General features: G+C 59.4%; 15 protein-coding genes and 4 pseudogenes. 10 read left to right on the forward strand and 9 right to left on the reverse strand.

Annotated features, from left to right (window positions below):
- Positions 1-95: 95 nt before the first annotated feature.
- Positions 96-449, forward strand: a pseudogene (locus ACGLHR_RS43275) (LysR family transcriptional regulator); the annotation flags it as partial.
- Between the two features lie 265 nt (positions 450-714).
- The gene (locus ACGLHR_RS43280) at positions 715-936 is read left to right on the forward strand and encodes a hypothetical protein (RefSeq protein ID WP_400102039.1); all 222 of its coding nucleotides are present in this window, start codon (positions 715-717) and stop codon (positions 934-936) included.
- Positions 937-1161: 225 nt separating this feature from the next.
- Here ACGLHR_RS43280 and ACGLHR_RS43285 read toward each other — a convergent pair whose 3' ends face one another.
- From ACGLHR_RS43285 to ACGLHR_RS43305, 5 genes are all read right to left on the reverse strand, one after another.
- The gene (locus ACGLHR_RS43285; RefSeq protein WP_400102040.1) at positions 1162-1533 is read right to left on the reverse strand and encodes a PHA-granule associated protein 4; all 372 of its coding nucleotides are present in this window, start codon (positions 1531-1533) and stop codon (positions 1162-1164) included.
- Positions 1534-1553: 20 nt separating this feature from the next.
- On the reverse strand, positions 1554-2507 hold the full coding sequence (locus ACGLHR_RS43290) for a Bug family tripartite tricarboxylate transporter substrate binding protein (protein WP_400102041.1): 954 nt from the start codon (positions 2505-2507) through the stop codon (positions 1554-1556).
- A gap of 135 nt (positions 2508-2642) precedes the next feature.
- Entirely contained in the window at positions 2643-3743 is a 1101-nt protein-coding gene (locus ACGLHR_RS43295; RefSeq protein WP_400102042.1) for a porin, read from the reverse strand.
- A gap of 187 nt (positions 3744-3930) precedes the next feature.
- Positions 3931-5352, reverse strand: a complete 1422-nt coding sequence (locus ACGLHR_RS43300) for an MFS transporter (RefSeq protein WP_400102051.1) — start codon at positions 5350-5352, stop codon at positions 3931-3933.
- Between the two features lie 286 nt (positions 5353-5638).
- Positions 5639-6562 (reverse strand): dihydrodipicolinate synthase family protein, encoded by a 924-nt coding sequence (locus ACGLHR_RS43305; protein WP_400102043.1) that lies wholly within the window; start codon positions 6560-6562, stop codon positions 5639-5641.
- A gap of 190 nt (positions 6563-6752) precedes the next feature.
- Between ACGLHR_RS43305 and ACGLHR_RS43310 the strand changes: the two genes are divergently transcribed.
- Positions 6753-7682, forward strand: a complete 930-nt coding sequence (locus ACGLHR_RS43310; RefSeq protein ID WP_400102044.1) for a LysR family transcriptional regulator — start codon at positions 6753-6755, stop codon at positions 7680-7682.
- A 202-nt stretch (positions 7683-7884) separates the two neighbouring features.
- Here ACGLHR_RS43310 and ACGLHR_RS43315 read toward each other — a convergent pair whose 3' ends face one another.
- Together ACGLHR_RS43315 and ACGLHR_RS43320 are read right to left on the reverse strand one after the other, a co-directional pair.
- Positions 7885-8217 carry a hypothetical protein gene (locus ACGLHR_RS43315; RefSeq protein WP_156177179.1) on the reverse strand — a complete coding sequence of 111 codons (333 nt, stop codon included), beginning with the start codon at positions 8215-8217 and terminating at the stop codon, positions 7885-7887.
- A gap of 259 nt (positions 8218-8476) precedes the next feature.
- Positions 8477-10132: an acyl-CoA synthetase gene (locus tag ACGLHR_RS43320; protein WP_400102045.1), complete on the reverse strand. Its 1656-nt coding sequence runs from the start codon at positions 10130-10132 to the stop codon at positions 8477-8479.
- 245 nt (positions 10133-10377) lie between these two features.
- On the opposite strand from ACGLHR_RS43320, the gene ACGLHR_RS43325 reads away from it, so the two are divergent.
- From ACGLHR_RS43325 to ACGLHR_RS43350, 6 genes and pseudogenes are all read left to right on the forward strand, one after another.
- Positions 10378-11100, forward strand: coding sequence for a nitroreductase (locus ACGLHR_RS43325; RefSeq protein ID WP_400102046.1), 723 nt, complete (start codon positions 10378-10380; stop codon positions 11098-11100).
- Positions 11101-11161: 61 nt separating this feature from the next.
- Entirely contained in the window at positions 11162-12532 is a 1371-nt protein-coding gene (locus ACGLHR_RS43330) for an MFS transporter (protein ID WP_400102047.1), read from the forward strand.
- A gap of 25 nt (positions 12533-12557) precedes the next feature.
- Positions 12558-13316: pseudogene (locus ACGLHR_RS43335) on the forward strand (SDR family NAD(P)-dependent oxidoreductase).
- A gap of 22 nt (positions 13317-13338) precedes the next feature.
- Positions 13339-14535, forward strand: a pseudogene (locus ACGLHR_RS43340) (acetyl-CoA C-acyltransferase).
- A 69-nt stretch (positions 14536-14604) separates the two neighbouring features.
- Positions 14605-15378 (forward strand): annotated as a pseudogene (locus ACGLHR_RS43345) (enoyl-CoA hydratase).
- A 329-nt stretch (positions 15379-15707) separates the two neighbouring features.
- On the forward strand, positions 15708-17405 hold the full coding sequence (locus tag ACGLHR_RS43350; RefSeq protein WP_400102048.1) for a tannase/feruloyl esterase family alpha/beta hydrolase: 1698 nt from the start codon (positions 15708-15710) through the stop codon (positions 17403-17405).
- A 222-nt stretch (positions 17406-17627) separates the two neighbouring features.
- Here the strand turns inward: ACGLHR_RS43350 and ACGLHR_RS43355 are convergent, their stop codons facing one another.
- The gene (locus tag ACGLHR_RS43355) at positions 17628-18278 is read right to left on the reverse strand and encodes a TetR/AcrR family transcriptional regulator (RefSeq protein ID WP_400102049.1); all 651 of its coding nucleotides are present in this window, start codon (positions 18276-18278) and stop codon (positions 17628-17630) included.
- A gap of 345 nt (positions 18279-18623) precedes the next feature.
- Here ACGLHR_RS43355 and ACGLHR_RS43360 point away from each other — a divergent pair, with 345 nt between their 5' ends.
- A complete protein-coding gene (locus tag ACGLHR_RS43360; RefSeq protein ID WP_400102050.1) occupies positions 18624-19421 on the forward strand; it encodes a Crp/Fnr family transcriptional regulator in 798 nt (265 codons plus the stop codon).
- 13 nt (positions 19422-19434) lie between these two features.
- On the opposite strand, the gene ACGLHR_RS43365 is transcribed toward ACGLHR_RS43360, so the two are convergent.
- Positions 19435-19689, reverse strand: a complete 255-nt coding sequence (locus tag ACGLHR_RS43365; protein WP_045239504.1) for a hypothetical protein — start codon at positions 19687-19689, stop codon at positions 19435-19437.
- Positions 19690-20422 lie beyond the last annotated feature (733 nt).

Raw genomic sequence — 20422 nt, forward strand, 5'->3', positions numbered from 1 at the left:
TGATCTATCTCTCCTGAGTGGGATGAGACAAATCTACGGCGGCATGCTATTTTTCGAAATAGAAATGAATGAAATCCATCGTTGCAGGATTGTCGATGTCAAAGCTGCCGGATTTCGAAGGGCTCGCGATGTTCGCGAAGGTCGCCGAGGAAGGTTCGTTCGCTGCGGCGGCCACGGCCTTGGGTGTTTCGGTCGCTACGGTCTCTCGGGCCGTTACCCGCCTTGAAGAGCGGCTGGGAGGCCGACTGTTCAACCGTACCTCCCGACGACTTGCACTCACAGACTATAGCCACACGCTCGCTGAACGAGCGGCGAAAATCTACGCCGACGCCGAGGAGGCCGAGGATTTCGCCCGTGAGACCTCAAGCCGACCGCGTGGTCTTGTCAAGCTCGCCGCGCCGCTCGCTTTTGGCGCCCGCTGGGTCGCCCCGCTGCTGCCCGAATTCTTCTGGACCTAATGATTGGTGGGGTGTTGCAGAGAGCAGTCGACCATGGCGCTAACTCCTTGATGGATTCCCTAGTCCGGATCCGGGGGACGCGGTTGCTGGGTGGAAGGGTCCCCTCGGCTTCCGACTGAAGGCGACCGCCGAGGTGTGCAGCCGCCAGCATGTCTTCGTTGACTTTTAACCGTCAGCAGTGTCGGCTTGCGCACAGACCGCCTGCCGCACGCGCCGCAAACTACTTCGAATCTGTCCAACCCGCCAGGAGGCACAGATGAAACAGGTATCACTGACCATTCCAGAAATTGGATTGATTGCCGGAACACGGGCGGCAGGCGCTGCGGGCTTCGCACTGTTGCTCAGCGAACGAATGAATCCGGAACAACGCCGCGCCATCGGCTGGACGCTGCTCGCTGTAGGGGTCATCACCACAGTGCCGTTGGTCGCGCAAGTGTTTGGGAAACGTCAGCCATACAAGAGCCCCGACGAGAAGTGAAGTAATGGTGCGAGGGCCAGAGCCCAAAATTGACGGGCTTGACGACCGACCGGTGCTGGCTGGCAAGCGACCTCCGCCAGTTGCGAGCCGATTGGACCTTCCCGACCCATCTCGGTCATCCGCGAACGCGAGCTCAATGTCCAATGACCGTGGTATTGCAGTCACCGATCCTGCGCAAAGGGGGATTCCTCCGGCGGCCCGGGACCCGCGTGTGAATCCGGCCGCTCACACCCAGGTCAGCGTTGCCTCCATAAAGAGGTGCCCGGGCATGAGGTAGTCGCCGTGTTCAATAGCAAGATCCTCCAGATTGCGCAGCGTATCCTCAGACAGGGCGGCCATGTCGAACCTGCAGTAGAGGTAGCGCTGCCTGAATGTGGCCTTCTCCATACGCAGGCCGCGCACCAATGCTTCAGGGGATGCCACGGAGACATGCTCGACGGCCCGATACTGGACGTCGACACCGTATTGATGGCCGAGTTGCTCAAGTTCAATCGCATCCTGCCATGCGGTCTCGTAGTCCAACTCGAGCGTGCCGGCAACGCGACCATGGATGTGTTCCACCGCGCTGGCTCGGTCGCGTGCGGTATATGTGCTCATCGTGGCCCTCCAAATGCCGCTCAGTCGAGCTTGATATTTGCCTCCCTGATCAGGGTGCTGAATCTGGCCTTCTCCTGCCTGATGTATGCGGTGAAGTCCGCCGGCTGGGACGCGGTGGCGCTGAATCCATAATCGCCCAATACCTTGACCGCCTTCTCCGAAGCCAATGCCTTCGCGACTTCATTCCGAATACGTTGCGTCAGTGCGGCGGGCATTCTCGCCGGCCCCCACAAGCCATACCAGGAAACCATCTCGAAACCGGTCAATCCCGACTCCGCGACCGTCGGAACGTCCGGCAACACGGCAATGCGCTTCGCACTGGTGACGGCAAGCGGCTTCAGCTTTCCACTCTTCACATGAGGTAGCGTCGATGGCAAGGCATCCACCATGGCATTGATGTGTCCGCCCATGACTTCTGTCAACGCCGGAGCCGTACCCTTGTAGGGAATGATCTCGAACTGGAGTTTTCCGTCGTGCTTGATCGCTTCTTCGGCAAGGTGGCTAGCCGAGCCGACTGCTGAGGTTCCAAAGGTGTACTTCCCGGGCGCCGTGCGGATGGCGGCCATGAACTCCTTGAGGTCCTTTGCTGGAACACCAGGATGCGCCGTCACCAGCATTGGGACGCTACCCAGTTGCGTGATAGCCGTGAAGTCCTTTTCGATGTCATAGGTCGTTGCGCTCATCAGCATCGGGGTGGCCACGAAGGTCGATGCCTGCACAAGCAAGGTATATCCGTCCGGCGCAGAGGTCGCCACCAGCTTGCTACCCAGCGTTCCGCTGGCTCCAGGCCGGTTATCGACAATAAATTGCTGGCCGAGATTTTCGCTTAGGCGTTGCGCAACAACCCGCGTGACAGCATCCACGGTTCCACCTGCGGGATACGGCACAACGATTCTGACGGGCTTGTTGGGGTAGGTCTGGCTAAAAGCCAGCGTGGCGACAAGACCAAAGCTTGTGGCCAGTAGCGCTCTCAAGATACCTCTCATTGTCTCTCCTGATATTGACTTGTTTACTTGCAGCTCTGCCTAGACTGGGCGAGTGTCCAGAGAATGGATTCTGCCTTTGCTGCGGTCGCCTAAGCCCTTGCGATAAACAGGTATGGCGCCGACTCAGAAGACATGCTTGATGCCAAGCATCGCACCAAACTGGTTGCCGCCCGGTGCCGGCGCACTGGTTCCGACGGCGCTGCCACTACTGACGGACATGGCCAGTTGGCCTCGGTTATCAATGAAGCCAGTTGTGAGATAGGCGGAGGTCCGCTTGGAGAAGGCGTAGGTTCCGCGCAGGGCCGCTAGCCATGCCTTGTTGGCACTATGATTGAACCCTAGGTAGTAGATCTGCCCCGCTAGATTGAGGGCGGGCGTGATGTCGTAGGCCAGGCCCGCATAGTAAAGCTGGCTATGGGGCGTGGTGCTGCCCTCATTGTTCCGGAAGGTACCACCGATGCCGAGCTTCGCCTTGGACAGGACCATGTAGCCACCAAAGTGCAGGCGGTCATCCTTGAGGCCGCTGTTCACCAGCCCGCCTGCAGCACCGGCACCCCCGCGCAAGGAATCGTATGCAGTTGCCAGGCCCCACCAGCTTGCGTCATACCGCAGCATCACTGACCATTCCCGGCAGGCCTTGCTGTCGGCGGGATTTTCTCCGGCGCAGTTGGTTCCCGCGGGATTCTGGCCAGCATTGACGGTGTCGCGCCCAAGGCTGTATGTCGCACCAACAGTCAATCCGCCGAACGTACCCTTGTAGGCGATGGCGTTGTCGGCACGCGCATTGGGCCGATAACTGTCCAACGAGTTAGCGCCGTAGATGTTGGGACCCAGTACGTCCGAGTCCAGTGTCGACCAGAAGGTCATCGTCCACTGACGGCCGAAGGAGAGTTGTCCCCACTGATTGCTCAGCCCGACAAAGGCCTGGCGACCGAACAAGCGTCCTCCCTGGTTTGACGAGCCGGAGTCGGGGGCAAAGCCGGATTCCAGGACGAAGACGGATTTCAGGCCTCCCCCAAGGTCCTCCGTCCCGCGCATTCCCCAGCGCGAAGGCACGGTGGCAGTCAGGTTTGGCATCCGCACGACACTGTCCTTGCTGGCACCAATATTGTTCACATACTCGACTCCAGTGTCGACGAGGCCGTAAAGCGTCACTGACTGTGCCGAAGCGAACATCGGTGCGGCGCAAAAAAGGCCCGTGCACCATTTCCCGCAACTCCTCATGGGTGTCTCCTTGTTATGGCGAGTCGTTACAAATTTATGAAGGGCAGGCGAGCGGTCTCCTCCCATCGCCGGGCTCTCGATACGTTTCGAGTGCCCGGCTGCAAGGGAAACAGAGTCCGAAGATCGCCGTGGAGTGTCTGACGGCAGCGGTCTACGCCGCTGCGTTGGCAGTCAGCCAGTCAGCCAGTCAGGGGGAAATCTCTTCCAACGGGCGGTTGGTGGTTTCGGTCATTCGGCTGGCCGCGACAAGGCCGACCACGCAGGCGCCCGCAAACATCAGGAAAACGGTGGCAATACCCCGTCCCGTCAGCACCATGCCGACAACGGCCGGTGCGGTGGCGGAGGCAGCTCGTAGCCACGAGGTTGCCAGGCCGGTTCCGATCGCGCGGATACGCGTGGGATAGATTTCCGGCGTGTATAGGTACAGCAGCACCGTCGCCGAGCCCATCACGGCATAGGCTGAGGAAGCCAGCAGCATGACCGACCAGGGGCTGGCGGCGCCGAACGCTCCCAAAACGGCGAGCAGTAAGCCGCTGACCACGAAACACCCCATGGCCCAGCGACGACGCCCCACGCGATCCACCGACAGTGCACAGACGAGAACGGCGCAAGTGCTGAGCACGTTGGAGAGCGAGGCCATGTGCAGCGACTCCTGTAATGGCAGGTGATAGACCGTCTTGTACAGGCTCGGCAACCAGTTGTTGATGCCATTTGCAACGAAATAGGAACTCGCCCACAGCAGCCATACCACTACCGTTCGGCCACGATAGAAAGGCGAGAACAGCTCCTTCCAGTTGCCCTTTTTCTGCGATTGGAGGCCTTCGTATAGTTCTGAGATACGCCGGGCCATCTCTGCCGCGTTGTGCTGAGGATCAAGGTTTCGCTTTGGGGTGCTAGCCTCGATTTCGCCGATCACGCGCTCTGCGTCGTCGAACCGGCCTTTGCCGATCAGCCATCGCGGTGATTCCGGCAGCCGCATGATCAGCAGTGCCACGACGAAGCCGGGTATCCCCCCAATCAGGAACATATACTCCCAGCCAAAGCGCGGAACCAGGAAGGCACCTACCTGAGCAGCCAGCATCAGGCCAATGGGGAAAATCAGTTCGTAGAGCAGGAAAAAGCGGCCACGGCCATGGGCTTGCGACAGTTCATTGATATAGGTTGCCGCAACCGGTACCTCGCCGCCGACGCCGATGCCCTGGACGAAGCGGCACAGGAACAGCATGTGGAAGTTGCCAGCAAAGGCACACGCCACACTCATGACCGACATCAGGCCCACGGTCACGGAGGCACTCGGCACCCGGCCCAGGCGCTCGGCCAGCCAACCGAAGCATAGTGCGCCAATGACCTGCCCAAGGTATCCGGCAGCGATCAGAACCCCGATCTCGCCGGGTGACAGGTGCCAGAGCCCAACCAGGACCGGCATGACAAACGCCAGTGAAAGCGCGTCGAATGCATCGAACAGGGTGGCACTGCCCATGACAATGCGGGCCTTGGTGTGCCACCTGCTAAAGGGAACGTTCTCGATGCGAAAAAGAAGTTGCGCTGCCCGCTGCCGCGGATCAAATGGCGCACTGCTTGCCGCATCGTTCCTGCCGCTGTTGTACATGGGTGCGACCGTAGTGGTGTCCATGCTGTCTCCAAGTTGACTGGCTCAGGGTGTGCGCGCACCGGCCATCATTTCTTTGTGTCATCCGCTTCTACCGTCGCCGCGGCCTTTCGTACCCCAAGAGCCGCTGGAAGCCCGCGACAGGGGGCAGCCCAGAAGCTCAGGTCAGTGAAGCCTCGTATTCCTCCCGTTGTGCATGCCTGCTGGCTACAGCAAAATGCGAAAAACCACTGGCCTGGCTTGACCCGGCTGGCAGGCGCAGCCGGCTGGCTGCGCCTGCCACCGTTCAGCCTACGATGCCGGCGGCGCGCATCGCGTTTGCGATCTCAACGTCAGCACCCGGGGCGAGCGGCAGCAGCGGAGAACGCACGGTGGCGTGTTCCAGGATGCCGCGGGCAACCAGCGCATGCTTCAGCGCCACAGTGCCTTCCATGTGCGAGCCGCGGTGGTAGACGTTCTTCGTGACCGGCAGCAGGCGATCGTGGATGGCGCGGGCGGCCTTGTAGTCCCGTGCCTTGCCGGCCTTGATCAGCTCGACCAGCAGTTCCGGTGCGATGTTGCCGTAGCCCACCAGCAGACCGTCCACGTCAAACATGGTGTGCAGCAGATATTCGTCGTGACAGCTCAGAATCTGCAGATCAGGGCGCTCGCGACGAATCACGGGGATCTCGGTGTCCCAGCGGCGCATGTTGCGCACGCCGTTCTTCATCGCGAACACGCCGGGCTGCGCCGCGATGTCGAGCTGGGTTTCCAGGTCGTAGGTGCACTTGGTTGCATCGGGGTACTGGAACAGGATCAGCGGCAGCCCACTGGTCTCAAACACTTGGCGGTACTTGTCCTGAGGCGCGCCCTTCTGGTAGCCAAAGCGCAGCCAGCCGTGCGAGGGGTAGAGCAGGCCAGCGGACGCGCCCGCTTGGACCGCGCGCTTGGCTTCCTCGGCGGCCACCTCGGTGCCTTCCAACGTGATGCCGGCGATGATGGGAATGGCGCCATTGACTGCCTCGACGAAGGTTTCGATGACCTTCATCTGCTCCGCCTGGGTCAGAAAGGTGCCTTCGCCTGCGTGGCCGAGCACGGTCAGGCTCTTCACGCCATCGATGCTGCCGAGCCAGGCGCCCAGCTTCTTGCAGGCGGCGTAGTCCACCGCGCCGTCGCGGGTGAAGGGCGTGACCGGGGCAGGATTGAGGCCGCGGAGGTCGATGTCTTTCATGTCACTTCCTGTATGAGTATGGAGTTCACCGGGTGCCGGATGCGTTGCCCGGAGAGCCCGCCGCTGCTGGTGTCTCCATAACGGTGGCGGGCATGTGAGGCAGTCTAGGAGTGGGCGTGACATGCTGGAAGTGTCATGTTGGATATTTCAGATATACTGATTCTGTATATCTTGGAGGCCAAGGCAAGCGATGAACTACTCGGCATGGAAACTGTTCCTGGCGGCTGCCGACTTGGGCAGTCTGAGCAAGGTGGCTCAGTCCTATGGCACGAGCCAGCCCCACATCAGCCGTCAACTCAATGAGCTTGAGCAGGAGTGCGGGGGGCGTCTATTCCAGCGCACGGGTCGCGGGGTGGTGCTTACCGAGTTCGGCGAGCGTGTGGCGCCCAAGGTCCGGGCGTGGGTTGCAGGCACGGACCAACTTGTCAACGACATCCACTCAACCTCAGGCAAGCCTATCGGCACGGTTCGCCTCGGAATCCTGCCTTCCACGGCGCATCCACTGGTCAGCACGCTTTATTACCGCCTGAAGGAACGCTACCCCCTGGTCCAACTCAGTGTGCGCGAGGGGCAAGGCGCGCAACTGGAGAACTGGCTGGAAGCTGGACACGTCGATTTGGCCATCCTGTTCCGCCAAAGTCCGGTGCCCAAGCACGGTGACGTGTACCTGATCGAAACGGCGACTTACCTGGTGGGGGTAGAGGGAGACCGCGTGACCGCCAACCCCACAGTACAGTTTTCTGCGCTGCACAATCTTCCCCTGGTGATGTTCTGCCGGCCCAATAGCTGGCGCGACCGGCTGGATCAATTGGCGCTGGAGCATGGGGTTGCGCTCAATGTAGCGATGGAGGCCGATTCGCTAAGCCTGCAGACCCATATCGTCGCCGACGGGGGCATGTACGCGCTATTGGGGCCGTATGCGATCTCGAACGCCGGCCGAGAATGCCGCTTGCAGGCATCGAAGATCATCAATCCACAGATCACGCGCCATATTGCGTTGGCCATGTCGCGCCATGGGGAACTGACGCTAGCGTGCCGCACTGTCATGCAGCTTGTTCGTGAGATTGCGCAATTCGGCGGGCCGGAGTCGACGGGGCGCGGCATCGAGGTGTCAACTTGAGATTCTCTGCAATACGTTCTCGACCCAGCGGCACGTTTGGCTTGAGGTGTGTCTGCGCGCGTCGCGCTGAGCTGATGACTGGAGTCTGAACTGAGGCGGAAAGACGTGTGGCGCGACTTCGCATTGCAGTCGCGGGGGAAGGGCGGTACACGACCCGTTGCCGTCATTCGCGTCCGGCGGATGGGACGACCGTTCCCAAAGTCTAACGGTCGTTGGTGGCTTGCACTGCCGGCAGGACTGCCTTCAGCGCTGCGGCCAATTCAGGTGCCCTTGCTTCATCTCTCAGGATCCTTGTCAGCCATGCCTCAAAGGTAGCCAATCTCGCTTGCTTCAGGTGTTGAGCTGCAAGGGCAAGCAACCCCTTGTTGTCATAGATGGTCAGTAGGCTACGCAAGTCCCCACATGCCAATGCGTCCTGAATCTTTTGAGTTGCTCCCGCGGCGAGGCCTGCGACATCCAGGCTTGCGGTCTGAGCGCTGTACTCCGCAATTAGCTCGCCGACACTTTTGGGGCCGGAAAGGTTGATCTTTTTCAACGTCCGATCGATTCGACGGCGACAGAACCTCACGACGACCTCGGCGGCGGCTGCCGGCGACTGCAAGGTGGCGAAGATAGCCGCCCTCAGTTTGGATATGGGTCCGAAATATGGTTTCCCCACATGCCCGACTCGGGTGACCAAGCTTGCCCTATGCGGCTGGGGAGCTCCATCTCGCCACAGCTGGCCTGCCCGCGTCGCTTTGCGTGGTGGATTCCACGACGAGCCGCCGGCTCGGGATGGAGATTCTGCCAAGGACCTAAACGTTCGAAAGGTCCGTAATGGCTTCGCGGCTTCCCGCCAGTTCCCGCAATCTGAATTTCTGAATCTTGCCCGTTCCCGTCTTTGGAAGTACCCCGTAAATGACCCTCACCGGGCACTTGTAGTGGGCCAGGTGCTCACGACAGAAGCGGATGATGTCAGCTTGGTCTGGGGCAGCGACGCCGGGCTTCAGCTCAATGAACGCGCAAGGTGACTCTCCCCACTTCGCGTCTGGTTGAGCGACTACAGCAGCGATCAGGACAGCCGGATGCCGATGGAGAACGTCTTCGACTTCCACCGAAGAAATGTTCTCACCACCAGAGATGATGACGTCCTTCGAGCGGTCCGTAATCTGGATATAGCCGTCCGGATGCATCACAGCGACGTCGCCTGTGTGGAACCAGCCCCCATTGAATGCGCTGGCAGTGGCCTCGGGATTCTTGAGGTAGCCCTTCATCACGATGTTGCCGCGGAGCAAGAGCTCACCTTGAGTTTTGCCATCCCGGGGCACAGGCTCGCAAGTGACTGGGTCAGCAACACGAAGGTCTTCCAAGCCGGAGGCCCGATTGCCCTGGCGAGCCATGAGGCGCGCTTTCTCATCCATCGGCTTATCGCTCCATGCCGGGTTGATGAAGCTGCTCACCGGGGTGCCGGATGCTTCCGTAATGCCGTAGACGTGTTCAACTTCGAACCCCATCTCGATCACTGACTTCAGCACTGCTGCAGGCGGCGGTGAGCCGGCCGTTCTAACTCGGACAGTACGCTGCAGTTGACAACGCTCAGCATCAGAAGAGTTGGCGAGCGATGCCAATACGATCGGTGCTGCGCAGAAGTGATCCACGTCATGCTGCTTGATGGCGCCAAAGATATTCGCCGCGGTCACCTTTCGCAGGCAGACGTGCGTGCCGGCAGCGGCGGTGATCGCCCACGCGAAGCACCAGCCATTTGCGTGGAACAGGGGAAGCGTCCACAGATACACCGGCCGACGGGGCATGCCCCAATCCGTGAGTTGGAGCATGCTCATCAGGTAGGCGCCCCGATGGCTTGGTACGACGCCCTTCGGGTCCGATGTGGTGCCGGATGTGTAGTTCAAGGCGATCGCGTCCCATTCCTCCTCCGGCCATACGCCCGGAAAGTCAGCGTCACCTTCAGCGAGGAAGGTTTCGTACTCCATCTCGCCGATCAGATCGCCGGTGGGTGCTTCGATGTCAGCGATGTCGATGACCAGTGGCTTGTTCTCAATCTGTTCGAGCGCTTTTGCAGCGAGCGAAGAGAACTCCCTGTCGACAAAGAGAACCTTGCATTCGCCGTGGCGCAGGATAAAGCGGACGCCTTCGGCATCCAGCCGGCAGTTGATCGCATTGAGCACTGCGCCCGACAACGGGATGCCGTGATGTGCCTCGACCATGGCGGGAGTGTTGGGCGCGAGAATCGAAACCGTATCTCCACGCTTGATGCCCCGCTTGACGAGCGCGCTCGCCAGGCGCAGGCAGCGTTCTCGTGTTTGCTTCCACGTTTGCCGCATCGAGCCGTGAATGATCGCGATGTGATCGGGATATTGGTCGGCGCACCGATCAAGGAAGTGGAGCGGTGTCAGCGGGAGGTGATTTGCAGGGGTACGGCCAAGCCCGCTCTGATAAATGTTTCCGGTCATAGCGATGTCTCCACGTCGGGTTATGAATGCACGGCCCTGAGGGGTTCCCCGTTCCTCAAGCCACATCCCAATCTAGCGTTGGTCCAACGGGGTGAATGTCACCCCTGAGACATTTCCATGCGTCGAGTTCCGACCTTCAAAGAGGGAAACGATTGTCGGCTGCAAGACATTGGGGATGAGAAACGCTCGCTAATCTGAATTCTAAGTGGACGCGAGGTCCGCATGACAGTTGAGCGAGGTAGTAGATGGAACGAGCTGGACCGCCACCGGATGAACTTTCATCGATCCGGTCGGCTGTGGAATGGGCAATTGCTACGCGACGTAGCGTTCGCGCCTATCTTCCGAAGCCTGTCCCACACGAGACCATCAAGGCAATTCTTGATGTGTCGCGCTATGCGGCGACGGGAGTGAACATTCAACCCTGGAAGGTACACGTGGTCATGGGCGACGCCCGAGACCGGGTCTGCGCCGCAATCGCCAAAGTCGACAACGATCCCGAGTTGGCGGATGCGCATGCCGATGAATGGGACTACTACCCAGAAGAGTGGGTGTCGCCCTATATCGACAGGCGTCGTGACATCGGATGGAAGCTCTATGGCCTTCTTGGCATCGAGAAGGGTGACAAGCAGAGGATGCACGCGCAGCACGGCAGGAACTACCAGTTCTTCGATGCACCTGTTGGGCTGTTCTTCACGATCGACCGCGTGATGCAGCGCGGCAGTCTCCTCGACTACGGGATGTTCCTGCAGAACATCATGGTTGTCGCGCGTACCTACGGTCTGAGCACCTGCCCTCAGGCCGCCTTCATGAAGTACCACAAGATCATCGAGCAAGAGCTTGGCTTGCCGCCAGAAGAAATGTTGCTGGTGGGCATGAGCCTGGGCTACGCCGACGAGAGTCGCATTGAGAACTCGCTCGTCTCTGAAAGGGCGCCTTCTTCCACCTTTACGGTTTATCACGCCACCTAGCTTTACCCGCAGATGGACCAATAGCACCACCAACGATATCCATTCTCAAATGGAGGAGACCATGAGTAACGAAGTTGATGTTCAAAGGATCACACAGAACGCGAGATTCTCGCGCTTCCATGGCTTGATCCTGTTCTGGTGTGTCCTGATTCTCGTGCTCGACGGATACGACTTGGCCGTTGTGGGCGCGGCATTACCGTCCATCATGAAACAGATGGGGGTGGATGCAGCAAAGGCCGGATTCATGGCGAGCTCGGCCCTGTTCGGCATGATGTTTGGGGCGATTTACCTCGGCACGCTGGCCGACAAGATCGGCCGGCCTGTGTCGATTTGCGTATGCATCGCGCTGTTCAGTTTCTTCACAGCCGCGGCCGGACTGACGCACGATCCGTTGAGCTTCAGCATTACCCGGTTCTTCGCAGGTCTCGGGATTGGCGGCGTGCTTCCCATCGTGACTGCTCAGATGGGTGAATATGCTCCGCGCAAGATCCGAGCCCGTCTCGTCACCCTGGTGTTCGCTGGGTACTCGATCGGCGGCATCCTTGTGGCGCTCACCGGCAAGCAACTGATTGAAGCCTATGGCTGGCAGTCCGTGTTCTTCATCGCCGGCACGCCCATCCTGATCATTCCCTTCGTCTTGCTGACCATGCCTGATTCGCTGGCGTTTCTGGTGCAGCGAAACCGTGCCGAGAAGCTCGTACAACTGATCAGGAAGATCGCGCCGGAGGTTCAAGTCAGTAGCCAAGACCGGTTCGTCATGCCCCAAGAGGCGATGGTGACCAAAGCCCCGGTGGCCAAGCTGTTTCAGGACGGACGTGGATTCAGCACAGTCATGATCTGGGTCGCCTTCTTCATGGGGCTGTTCATGGTGTACTCGTTGAGTTCGTGGCTCACAAAGTTGATGGCCATGTCGGGCTATAGCCTTGGGTCCGCACTTACCTTTGTGTTGGTTTTCAACATTGGTGCCGTGGTCGGTGCTGTGGGTGGTGGTTGGCTGGGCGACAAGTACAACATCAAATATGTACTGGTGGCCTTCTACGCGACCGGTGCAGTGTCGCTGGCGTTGATGGGTTACACGAAATCGACTGAGCTGCTCTTCCTTGTCGTGTTCGTCGTCGGTGCCTCCACCCTTGGAACACAGCTCCTGGCGTACGCATACGCCGGTGAGTTTTACCCCGCTTCGATTCGCTCGACCGGTGTGGGCTTTGCCTCCGGTATCGGCCGCCTCGGAGCGATCGCCGCACCCGTGCTGATCGGCATGCTGGTGGCGATGCGACTGCCTCTGGAGCAGAACTTCTTGGCGATCGGCCTTGCCGGCGTATTGGGCACCGTCGCGGTCATGATGATCGACCATCGCCGCAGCGCGGCCAACACACATGGCGCGGAAGCGCTTCCCTCACACGCCGACATCCCTTCGTCGGCAAGCAGTTGACCCATCACCCTCAGGAAATCATCCGATGCAGATCAGTAACAACGTATTCGTCGTAACCGGCGGCGGCTCTGGACTGGGAGCCGCAACTGCCCGATTGCTCTCTGAGCAAGGGGGCAAGGTGGTGATCGTCGACCTCGATCTGGAGGCCGCCGAAGCGATGGCTGAGGAACTCCGCTGCGCGTCTGTCTGTGCCGACGTGACGAGCGAAGAGGGAGCAAAAGACGTATTCTAAGCAGCAACCGCGCTGGGAACATTGCGCGGCCTGGTGAACTGCGCCGGTATCGCGCCCGCGGAGAAGGTAGTAGGCAAGCAGGGGCCGCACGCAATGAGTTCCTTCTTGCGCACCCTCAACATCAACCTGAGCGGCACGTTCAATATGGTTCGGCTGGCCGCCGAAATCATGCAACAGGAGCCACCCGACGACGATGGCGAGCGCGGTGTGATCATCAACACTGCGTCGGTTGCTGCGTTCGACGGCCAGATTGGGCAGGCCGCCTACGCCGCCTCGAAGGGCGGTGTGGTTGCGATGACCTTGCCGCTCGCGCGGGAGTTGGCCAGGTCCGGAATTCGGGTCGTGACGATTGCTCCAGGGATCATGGAAACCCCGATGCTGCTCAAGATGCCAGCCGATGTGCAAGAGGCGCTGGGTCGGTCCGTTCCGTTTCCTTCGCGCTTGGGTAAGGCGACGGAGTTCGCCGGTCTGGTCGAGCACGTGCTTGGCAATGGCTACTTGAATGGCGAGGTCATCCGGCTCGATGGCGCCATCCGGATGGCGGCAAAGTAAATCACCAGAACGGAGACCGAACATGAGTACAAACGATCCAGTCGTCATTCTGTCCGCCGCACGCACGCCGATCGGTGGCTTCCAAGGAGATCTCGCAAGCCTGACAGCCCCGGAACTGGGCGGGTTCGCTATTCGCGCAGCTGTTGAGCGCGCGCGTATCGATGCTGGCGCGATCCAGGAACTGCTGATGGGTTGCGTTCTCCCCGCCGGCGTTGGTCAGGCTCCTACGCGTCAAGCCTGCCTGAACGCGGGCCTTGCTGAATCGGTGACGTGTACGACGATCAGCAAGGTGTGCGGATCCGGCATGAAAGCCGTGATGCTGGCGCATGATTCGATCGCCGCTGGTACCAACGACGTGATGGTTGCTGGGGGCATGGAGTCGATGACGAACGCCCCCTATCTGCTGCCCAAAGCGCGCAAAGGGTATCGGCTCGGCCACGGGCAGTTGCTGGACCACATGTTCTTCGATGGACTGGAAGACCACTATCGAAACGACACACGCGGCCGGCTGATGGGTACGTTCGCCGAGGACTGTGCCGAGCGCTATGGCTTCTCGCGCGAAGCCCAGGACGAATGGGCCATTCTCTCGACCCAGCGTGCGAAGGCGGCGATCGAACGCGGTGATTTCGCATAGGAAACAACGCCGGTCATGGTCCAAGGTCGGACGGGCGAGGTCACGCTGCAGAGCGATGAGCAGCCGCCAAAGGTCAACCTTGAGAAGATTCCCTCGTTGAAGCCAGCCTTCAAAAAAGGGGGGACGGTGACGCCGGCGAACTCAAGCTCGATTTCGGACGGCGCTGCTGCGTTGGTGCTGGCGCGGGAATCGACTGCCAGGAAGCTGGGTGTGCAGCCACTCGCCCGAATCGTTGGCCACGCAACACATGCACAAGCACCGGCGGAGTTCACCACCGCTCCGGTAGGGGCCATCCAAAAGCTGCTTGGTCAGACCGGCTGGTCGACCGCAGATGTCGGTTTGTGGGAAATCAACGAGGCGTTCGCTGTAGTCACGATGGCGGCGATTCATGACCTGCGCTTGGACCCTGAGACCGTCAACGTTCATGGTGGAGCGTGCGCTCTTGGGCATCCCATCGGTGCGTCTGGCGCACGGATCCTTGTGACACTTCTTGGCGCCCTCAGGAAGGCGGAAAAGAAGCGTGGCGTGGCAAGCCTTTGCATCGGCGGCGGTGAGGCAACGGCGGTTGCGGTCGAGCTGTTGTAAGGAAAGGCCATCTGCCTCGCATTCGACGCGAGGCAGGTGGCGTCGTGAAGTTGTTGGTCGGAGCCAAATGTGAGTGAAGTGGTTTTGCGAAAGACAATCGACCGGGTCGGTTTCATTCAGATCAACCGCCCGGAAGCGCTGAATGCGCTCAATGACGATGTCATGGACGGAATTGGTGCTGCTGTTGATGCGTACGAGCGGGACGACAACATCGGATGCATCGTCCTGACCGGCAATGAGCGCGCGTTTGCAGCGGGTGCGGATGTTGCGCACATGAAGGATTTCGATTTCCAGAAGGTCTACAAAGGCAACTTCATCTCGAGAAATTGGGAGAAGGTTCGGGAGGCGAGAAAACCAGTTTTGGCCGCGGTGTCGGGTTACGCGTTGGGTGGCGGATGCGAACTGGCGATGATGTGCGATCTGATCTTTGCCTCGGATACGGCACGGTTAGGACAGCCCTAAATCAAGATTGGAACGATGCCTGGTGCTGGCGGAACGCAACGCCTGCCACGGCTTGTCGGCAAAGCCAAGGCAATGGACCTGTGTCTGACCTCGCGCATGGTTGATGCGGCCGAGGCTGAGCGTTGGGGCATTGTCTCGCGGGTCTATCCCTGCGATCGACTACTCGACGAAACGCTGGAAGCTGCCAAGCTGATTGCCAATTACTCGCTACCTGTAGTCATGATGATCAAGGAATCGATCAATCGGGCATACGAGGCATCTTTGGCTGAGGGCCTGCTCTTCGAGCGCCGCGCCTTTCATTCCACGTTTGGACTTGATGACCAGAAGGAAGGGATGTCCGCCTTCCTGTCGAAACGGCAACCAACGTTCAAGCACCGCTGACAGCGGGTAAATGCTTAAGGTGTCGAGACCACAGAGCGGGCGGCATTCCAGAACGAAAACGACTGCCAGCTTGAACAAGGTTTTCTGTACATCAAGGATGTGGCCCAACCTGAATATGGCAGGGCTACCAACATCTTCGACTGAATACGGCTCGAAATTTCCAATCGTCTTGCGCAAGACAATCCTGAGCAGGCCCGATCGGTATGGTCGTCATCGAGGTGCTTCGCCGCCATGCTCGTCAGTGACGACGTACCTCGCAGGACTATTTACTTGAACGAAAGCGACTCGTGGACAACTAGAAGTCCCGGCGTCTGCTAGGAGACAACGTCATGAAGTTCACCAAAGTCAGGCCGCAATGGCTTGCACCCACTGTGGCAACGCTATCGGCCTTGCTCGTCGTTGGTTGTGGAGGAGGCAGCGACTCTGTCGTAGCCGATGCCACGCCCCAGTTGACGCCAGCGCAGCAGTGCGCGGCGCTTCAAGGTTCAGCCGTACCAGCCTCCGCGATTGGTTTGCCAACGACTGGCGCCACGATCGCGTCGGCGACGCTCATTGCTGCGACGGCGTCGGGCAATACAAATGGCGAGTTCTGCAAGGTCTTGGGGGGGATTCATCCCGTGGACCCGGCCGCGCCGGACATCAAGTTCGAAGTTGATTTGCCGTCCACTTGGAACGGGAAATCTGTTCACTTCGGTGGTGGTGGGCTTGACGGGTCTGTCCCGGCCACAACAGGCTTCACAAAAACCGGCCTCACATCCTATGGCGAACCGAAGGGGGTTCTGACTCCGCTGGCGCGCGGATATGTGACGCTTGGCAGCGATAGCGGGCATGAAGGAAGCTTTGGGGATGGCCGGTTCGCTCAGAACGATGAGGCGTTGGCGAACTATGCCGGCGACCACATCAAGAAAACGCATGATGTCGCTCTGTTTTTAACCAAGCAGCGCTACGGGGCGACGTTCGCGCATAGCTACTACATTGGTGGCTCTGGCGGCGGTCGCCAGGCGCTTATCGCTGCGCAGAAGTACGCCTCAGACTACGATGGCATCATTTCGACGTATCCCGCGTCCGGGATCATGGGGCTGGCCTTCCAAATGGGGCGCATCTCTCAGGCGTCACTTGCCCCAGGCGGCTTCATCAACGCAAACAAGGCCGCTATGCTCAAGAAGGCTGTGATGTCGGCCTGTGACAGTTTGGACGGCGCGACAGACGGCCTGATCAGCAATCCGAGTCTTTGTACGTTCGATCCGGCGACTGTGCGATGCCCGGGGGGCGCCGACACGGGCGACACTTGCCTGTCTGACGCTCAGATCAGCACTGTCAATACCATGGCCACGCCGCTGAAGACGAACTTTGATTTCGCAAACGGTATTCACAGCATTCCGGGTTACAACATCCTCGCAGGCACCGATTTCTGGAGTGGCTTCTTGTTACCGCTGGGGGACTCTCCAGCAGACGCCGTACTGGACCCTGGGACAAATGCAACTGCACAATGGTCGTTCTTCTATGCCTTCCCGAATAGCCTCGTGCGATACGCTATTGCAAGGGATCCCTCGCTCGATTTGATGTCCTTCAACTTCACGGATCCAGGGTTGCTCACCGCTAGGACACAGACGGTGAGTCAAATGATGGACTCCACGACTGTCAACCTGGACAACTTCAAGAACCGAGGTGGGAAGGTGATCCTTCAGCACGGGCAATCCGACCAGTTCATTCCGGCTCAAATGTCGATTGACTACTACAACCGATTGCTGGCGAACTATGGGCAGAATGCGTTGTCGTCATTCCTCAAGTTCTATCTGGTTCCCGGTGCCGCACATGGCACGGGCGGGCAGTTTGAGGCGGCATATGATGGGCTGACTGCTTTGGACAACTGGGTCACGAAAGGCACGGCTCCGCAAAATCTCGTCGTTACCGACTTGAACCCGCCCACTGCGGGACGCACTCGGCCTCTGTGCGAGTACCCCAAGTGGCCAAAGTACGTCAGCGGGGACGCGAACGCCGCATCAAGCTATACGTGCTCCAATTGATCCACTGCCTGTGACAATATTGTCACAGGCGGATCAAGTCACTTCACAACTTCAGTCCTCTTGTGCTGCCGGCCGAAAACACGAGGCCGGCAGCACATCCGCTAAGCGCAAGAGGCTTGTAGAGGTAGTCGGCGCGACAGAAATCCTTGGGGAAAGGCGAGGTCGGGGGTTGAGATCGTCCTCCGCTAGCCGGTAGAGACGGTCGATTCCTGAAGGAAGCGACTACACAGTCGGAATCCTATAGGCGGGCGCCTGTAAGCCTGAAACCCCTCGCAGACAAAAGGTGATGATGGCCGAGCCGTGGGCGGCTGCCTGGACAGCATCGGCTGTAGCGTTGTTGGTGAGCGGTGCCACCAGGCCTTCGAAAAGGCAGCCGACTATGCAGTCTGCCGATGCGGCCGCATCCTGTGCAGGGAACTCGCCATTCGCCATACCCTGCTCAATGATCGTCTTGAATACCCTGGCCAGTGCTCGGTGATAAGTGAGCCGGGCAGCCTCGACATCTGGCTCAACAGGTTCAGCGACTAGGGCGTAGGCTAAGCGTCGGCCTCGCAAGGCGCGACTCGCGAACGTCCATGCAGCCGCACCAAGACGTTCTAGTGCGGTCCCATCACGCATGGCGATACCAGCTACGACGTCGACTTCCCGTTGCGCCGTCGTTTTCACGAGTTCGACCAACAACTCGGTCTTGGACGGAAAGTAGCGGTACAACGTGCCGATCGCGATGCCTGCAGCCTCGGCAATCAACGACATCTGGGCTTCTCGGAACCCAGATTCCGCCACCAAATCTCGTGCGGCTTGGAGGATCAACGGATGTTTGTCGGCACCCCGCCGGCGAATCCGAATGCGCGGAGGGCTATGTGGAATTTCCATTTCAGTTATGCCTGCTTTTCGACGAGCAATTGTGCAGTACACCGCTCACCTTTATGGTGGCCATTATAGCGCTCTCCGTACAAACACCTAGCCGTGCTTCGCTTGACAGTATCCCTTTCGGGCCATAGTCTAAAGCGAATCCAGATTTCACTTAACGGAACGTCGAATCCCACTCGATCCCGACAGCTTCCCAGGTCGGAGGTCTGCCAAGGATCTGGAAGACTGGACTTCTGCACAGCGCTTGCCACATGCCAGCGGTATCAAGTCGGCGACGGGTGCTCAGCGCAAACAGGTGATCATGCAACTGCGCAATACTGGCTCCAAATGATGAACCACGTGAATGGCATGCAAGCCAAGCGAGCGGAACCGATGCGAGTTTCGCCCGTCGTCCTCTCGAAATCCAGCAGCTTGGTCGACTCCACCTTGCAGAATCGCAATGATGGTTTTTGCAAGCCTGGCCATCTAAGTCTGGAGGCGTTTCTTTTGCAGGCGCCCTGGTGCTCGAATCTGACCTCTGAGCAGAAGACTCGAGTTATGCGTGATAGCTTTGACCGATCCTACGATGCTGGTGCTGTTGCGTGCCATCGAGGGGATCCTGCCGACCACTGGCTTGCGGTGATGGAAGGGATCGTGAAGGTCGATACCGCCTCGAGAGAGGGGCGGGTTATCACATTTGCGGGCGTTCCTGCCGGCTCGTGGTTCGGTGAGGGTGTTGTGCTGAAAGACGAGCCACGGCCCTATTCTGTTGTTGCGATCCGGGATAGTCGCCTAGCATTCGTACCCAAGTCGACATTCCTTTGGCTCCTTGAGCAGAGCCACTCGTTCAGCAGATACGTGATCGACCAACTCAACGCTCGATGTGGCTACTACGTTGGACTGGTGCACAACCTTCGGCTGCATGAAGCATCTGCGCGGGTGGCATTCTGTTTGGCAGAGCTTTTCAATCAGCAGCTCTATCCAGCCACGGACAAGACGTTGGGCTTCTCCCAGGAGGAAATTGGGAGGCTTTGCGGGCTTTCAAGGCAGAACACGAATCGGGCCATCCGCGAACTGGAAGAGGCAGGGTTAGTGGTTGCTGAGTATGGGTCGATTCAGATACTGGATTTGGCGGCATTGCGTAGATTCGCACACTCCGGGGATTGAAGAGGCGCAACTGTTATCGGGTCCGCACGCTGATGCGCGAGGCGGATTTGCGCGCGCGATGGAAGACGTCCAACGCAAAGTCCTTGTGCCCGCAGCGCATGCTCATGCCACCGACAACGATCGGTCGACGCCCGCCCACAAAGGGCACATTCGGATCGACGGGTCGCTGCAGCCCCTCCTGGAGGAGTTCCTTCGAGTGGAAGGCGTATTCCGGGTACCGCTCTGGCAGCAGCCAGAATCCCGGCTCGGGCACCCAAAGCGCCTCCATGGCCGGGCTTGGCCGGATGAAGGACGCGCCCCAGGCATGAGGGGTTGCGGCTCCAGTCGGGTGGGCGGCAGCGGCAGGGCAAGACCACGGTCTGCGGGCTCGGTCTCAATGCGGAGAAGCCATAGTGCACGGTAGTCCAGCCAATTTCGGTTTCCTACTCTAGAAAGAGTTAGCAGCCCCGTGCCGACTTTCTATAGCTCTTGCGACGTCGAACCACTCCCGGATCGCGTCGGCCACAACGCTTGGATCGCAAGTGGCGGCATCCGGAACGCATGCCAGAATGAGACCTTCGACGTCAAATATCCCTTCCGCCCGTGCCCGCCAGGCATCGCGGTCGCGGGCTCGGATAGCGAGGTGCAGGTCTCGGATCGGGATGAAACGCATGGCTCAGGCTGGAAATGGTGGTGTCTCGTATTGGGACGTCCGCTCCCCGATTTCTTGACCCATCTACTGCTTACGTCAACCAAAAGGCGACGGTGAACCGGACCGTCAGGTTCTGGCTCAGCGTCACGGGATTTCACGCCGTTCCGGCTAATTCCGGATTTCCAGTCCAGCAAAAGCGCACGTAGTCCGGCTAATTCCGGTTTCCTACTGTTAGGAACCGGGATTCGCCGGACTACAATTCCATAAAAATCAATGACTTAACTGCTAATTCCGTAACTTCTCAATAAGCCGGGGCAAGGCCAAGTGGTGAGGCGTGGCCGGTGATTGGAATGTCGGGGTGGAAATATCG

The sequence above is a fragment of the Cupriavidus sp. CuC1 genome (assembly GCF_044627735.1).
Classification (GTDB): Bacteria; Pseudomonadota; Gammaproteobacteria; order Burkholderiales; family Burkholderiaceae; genus Cupriavidus; species Cupriavidus ulmosensis.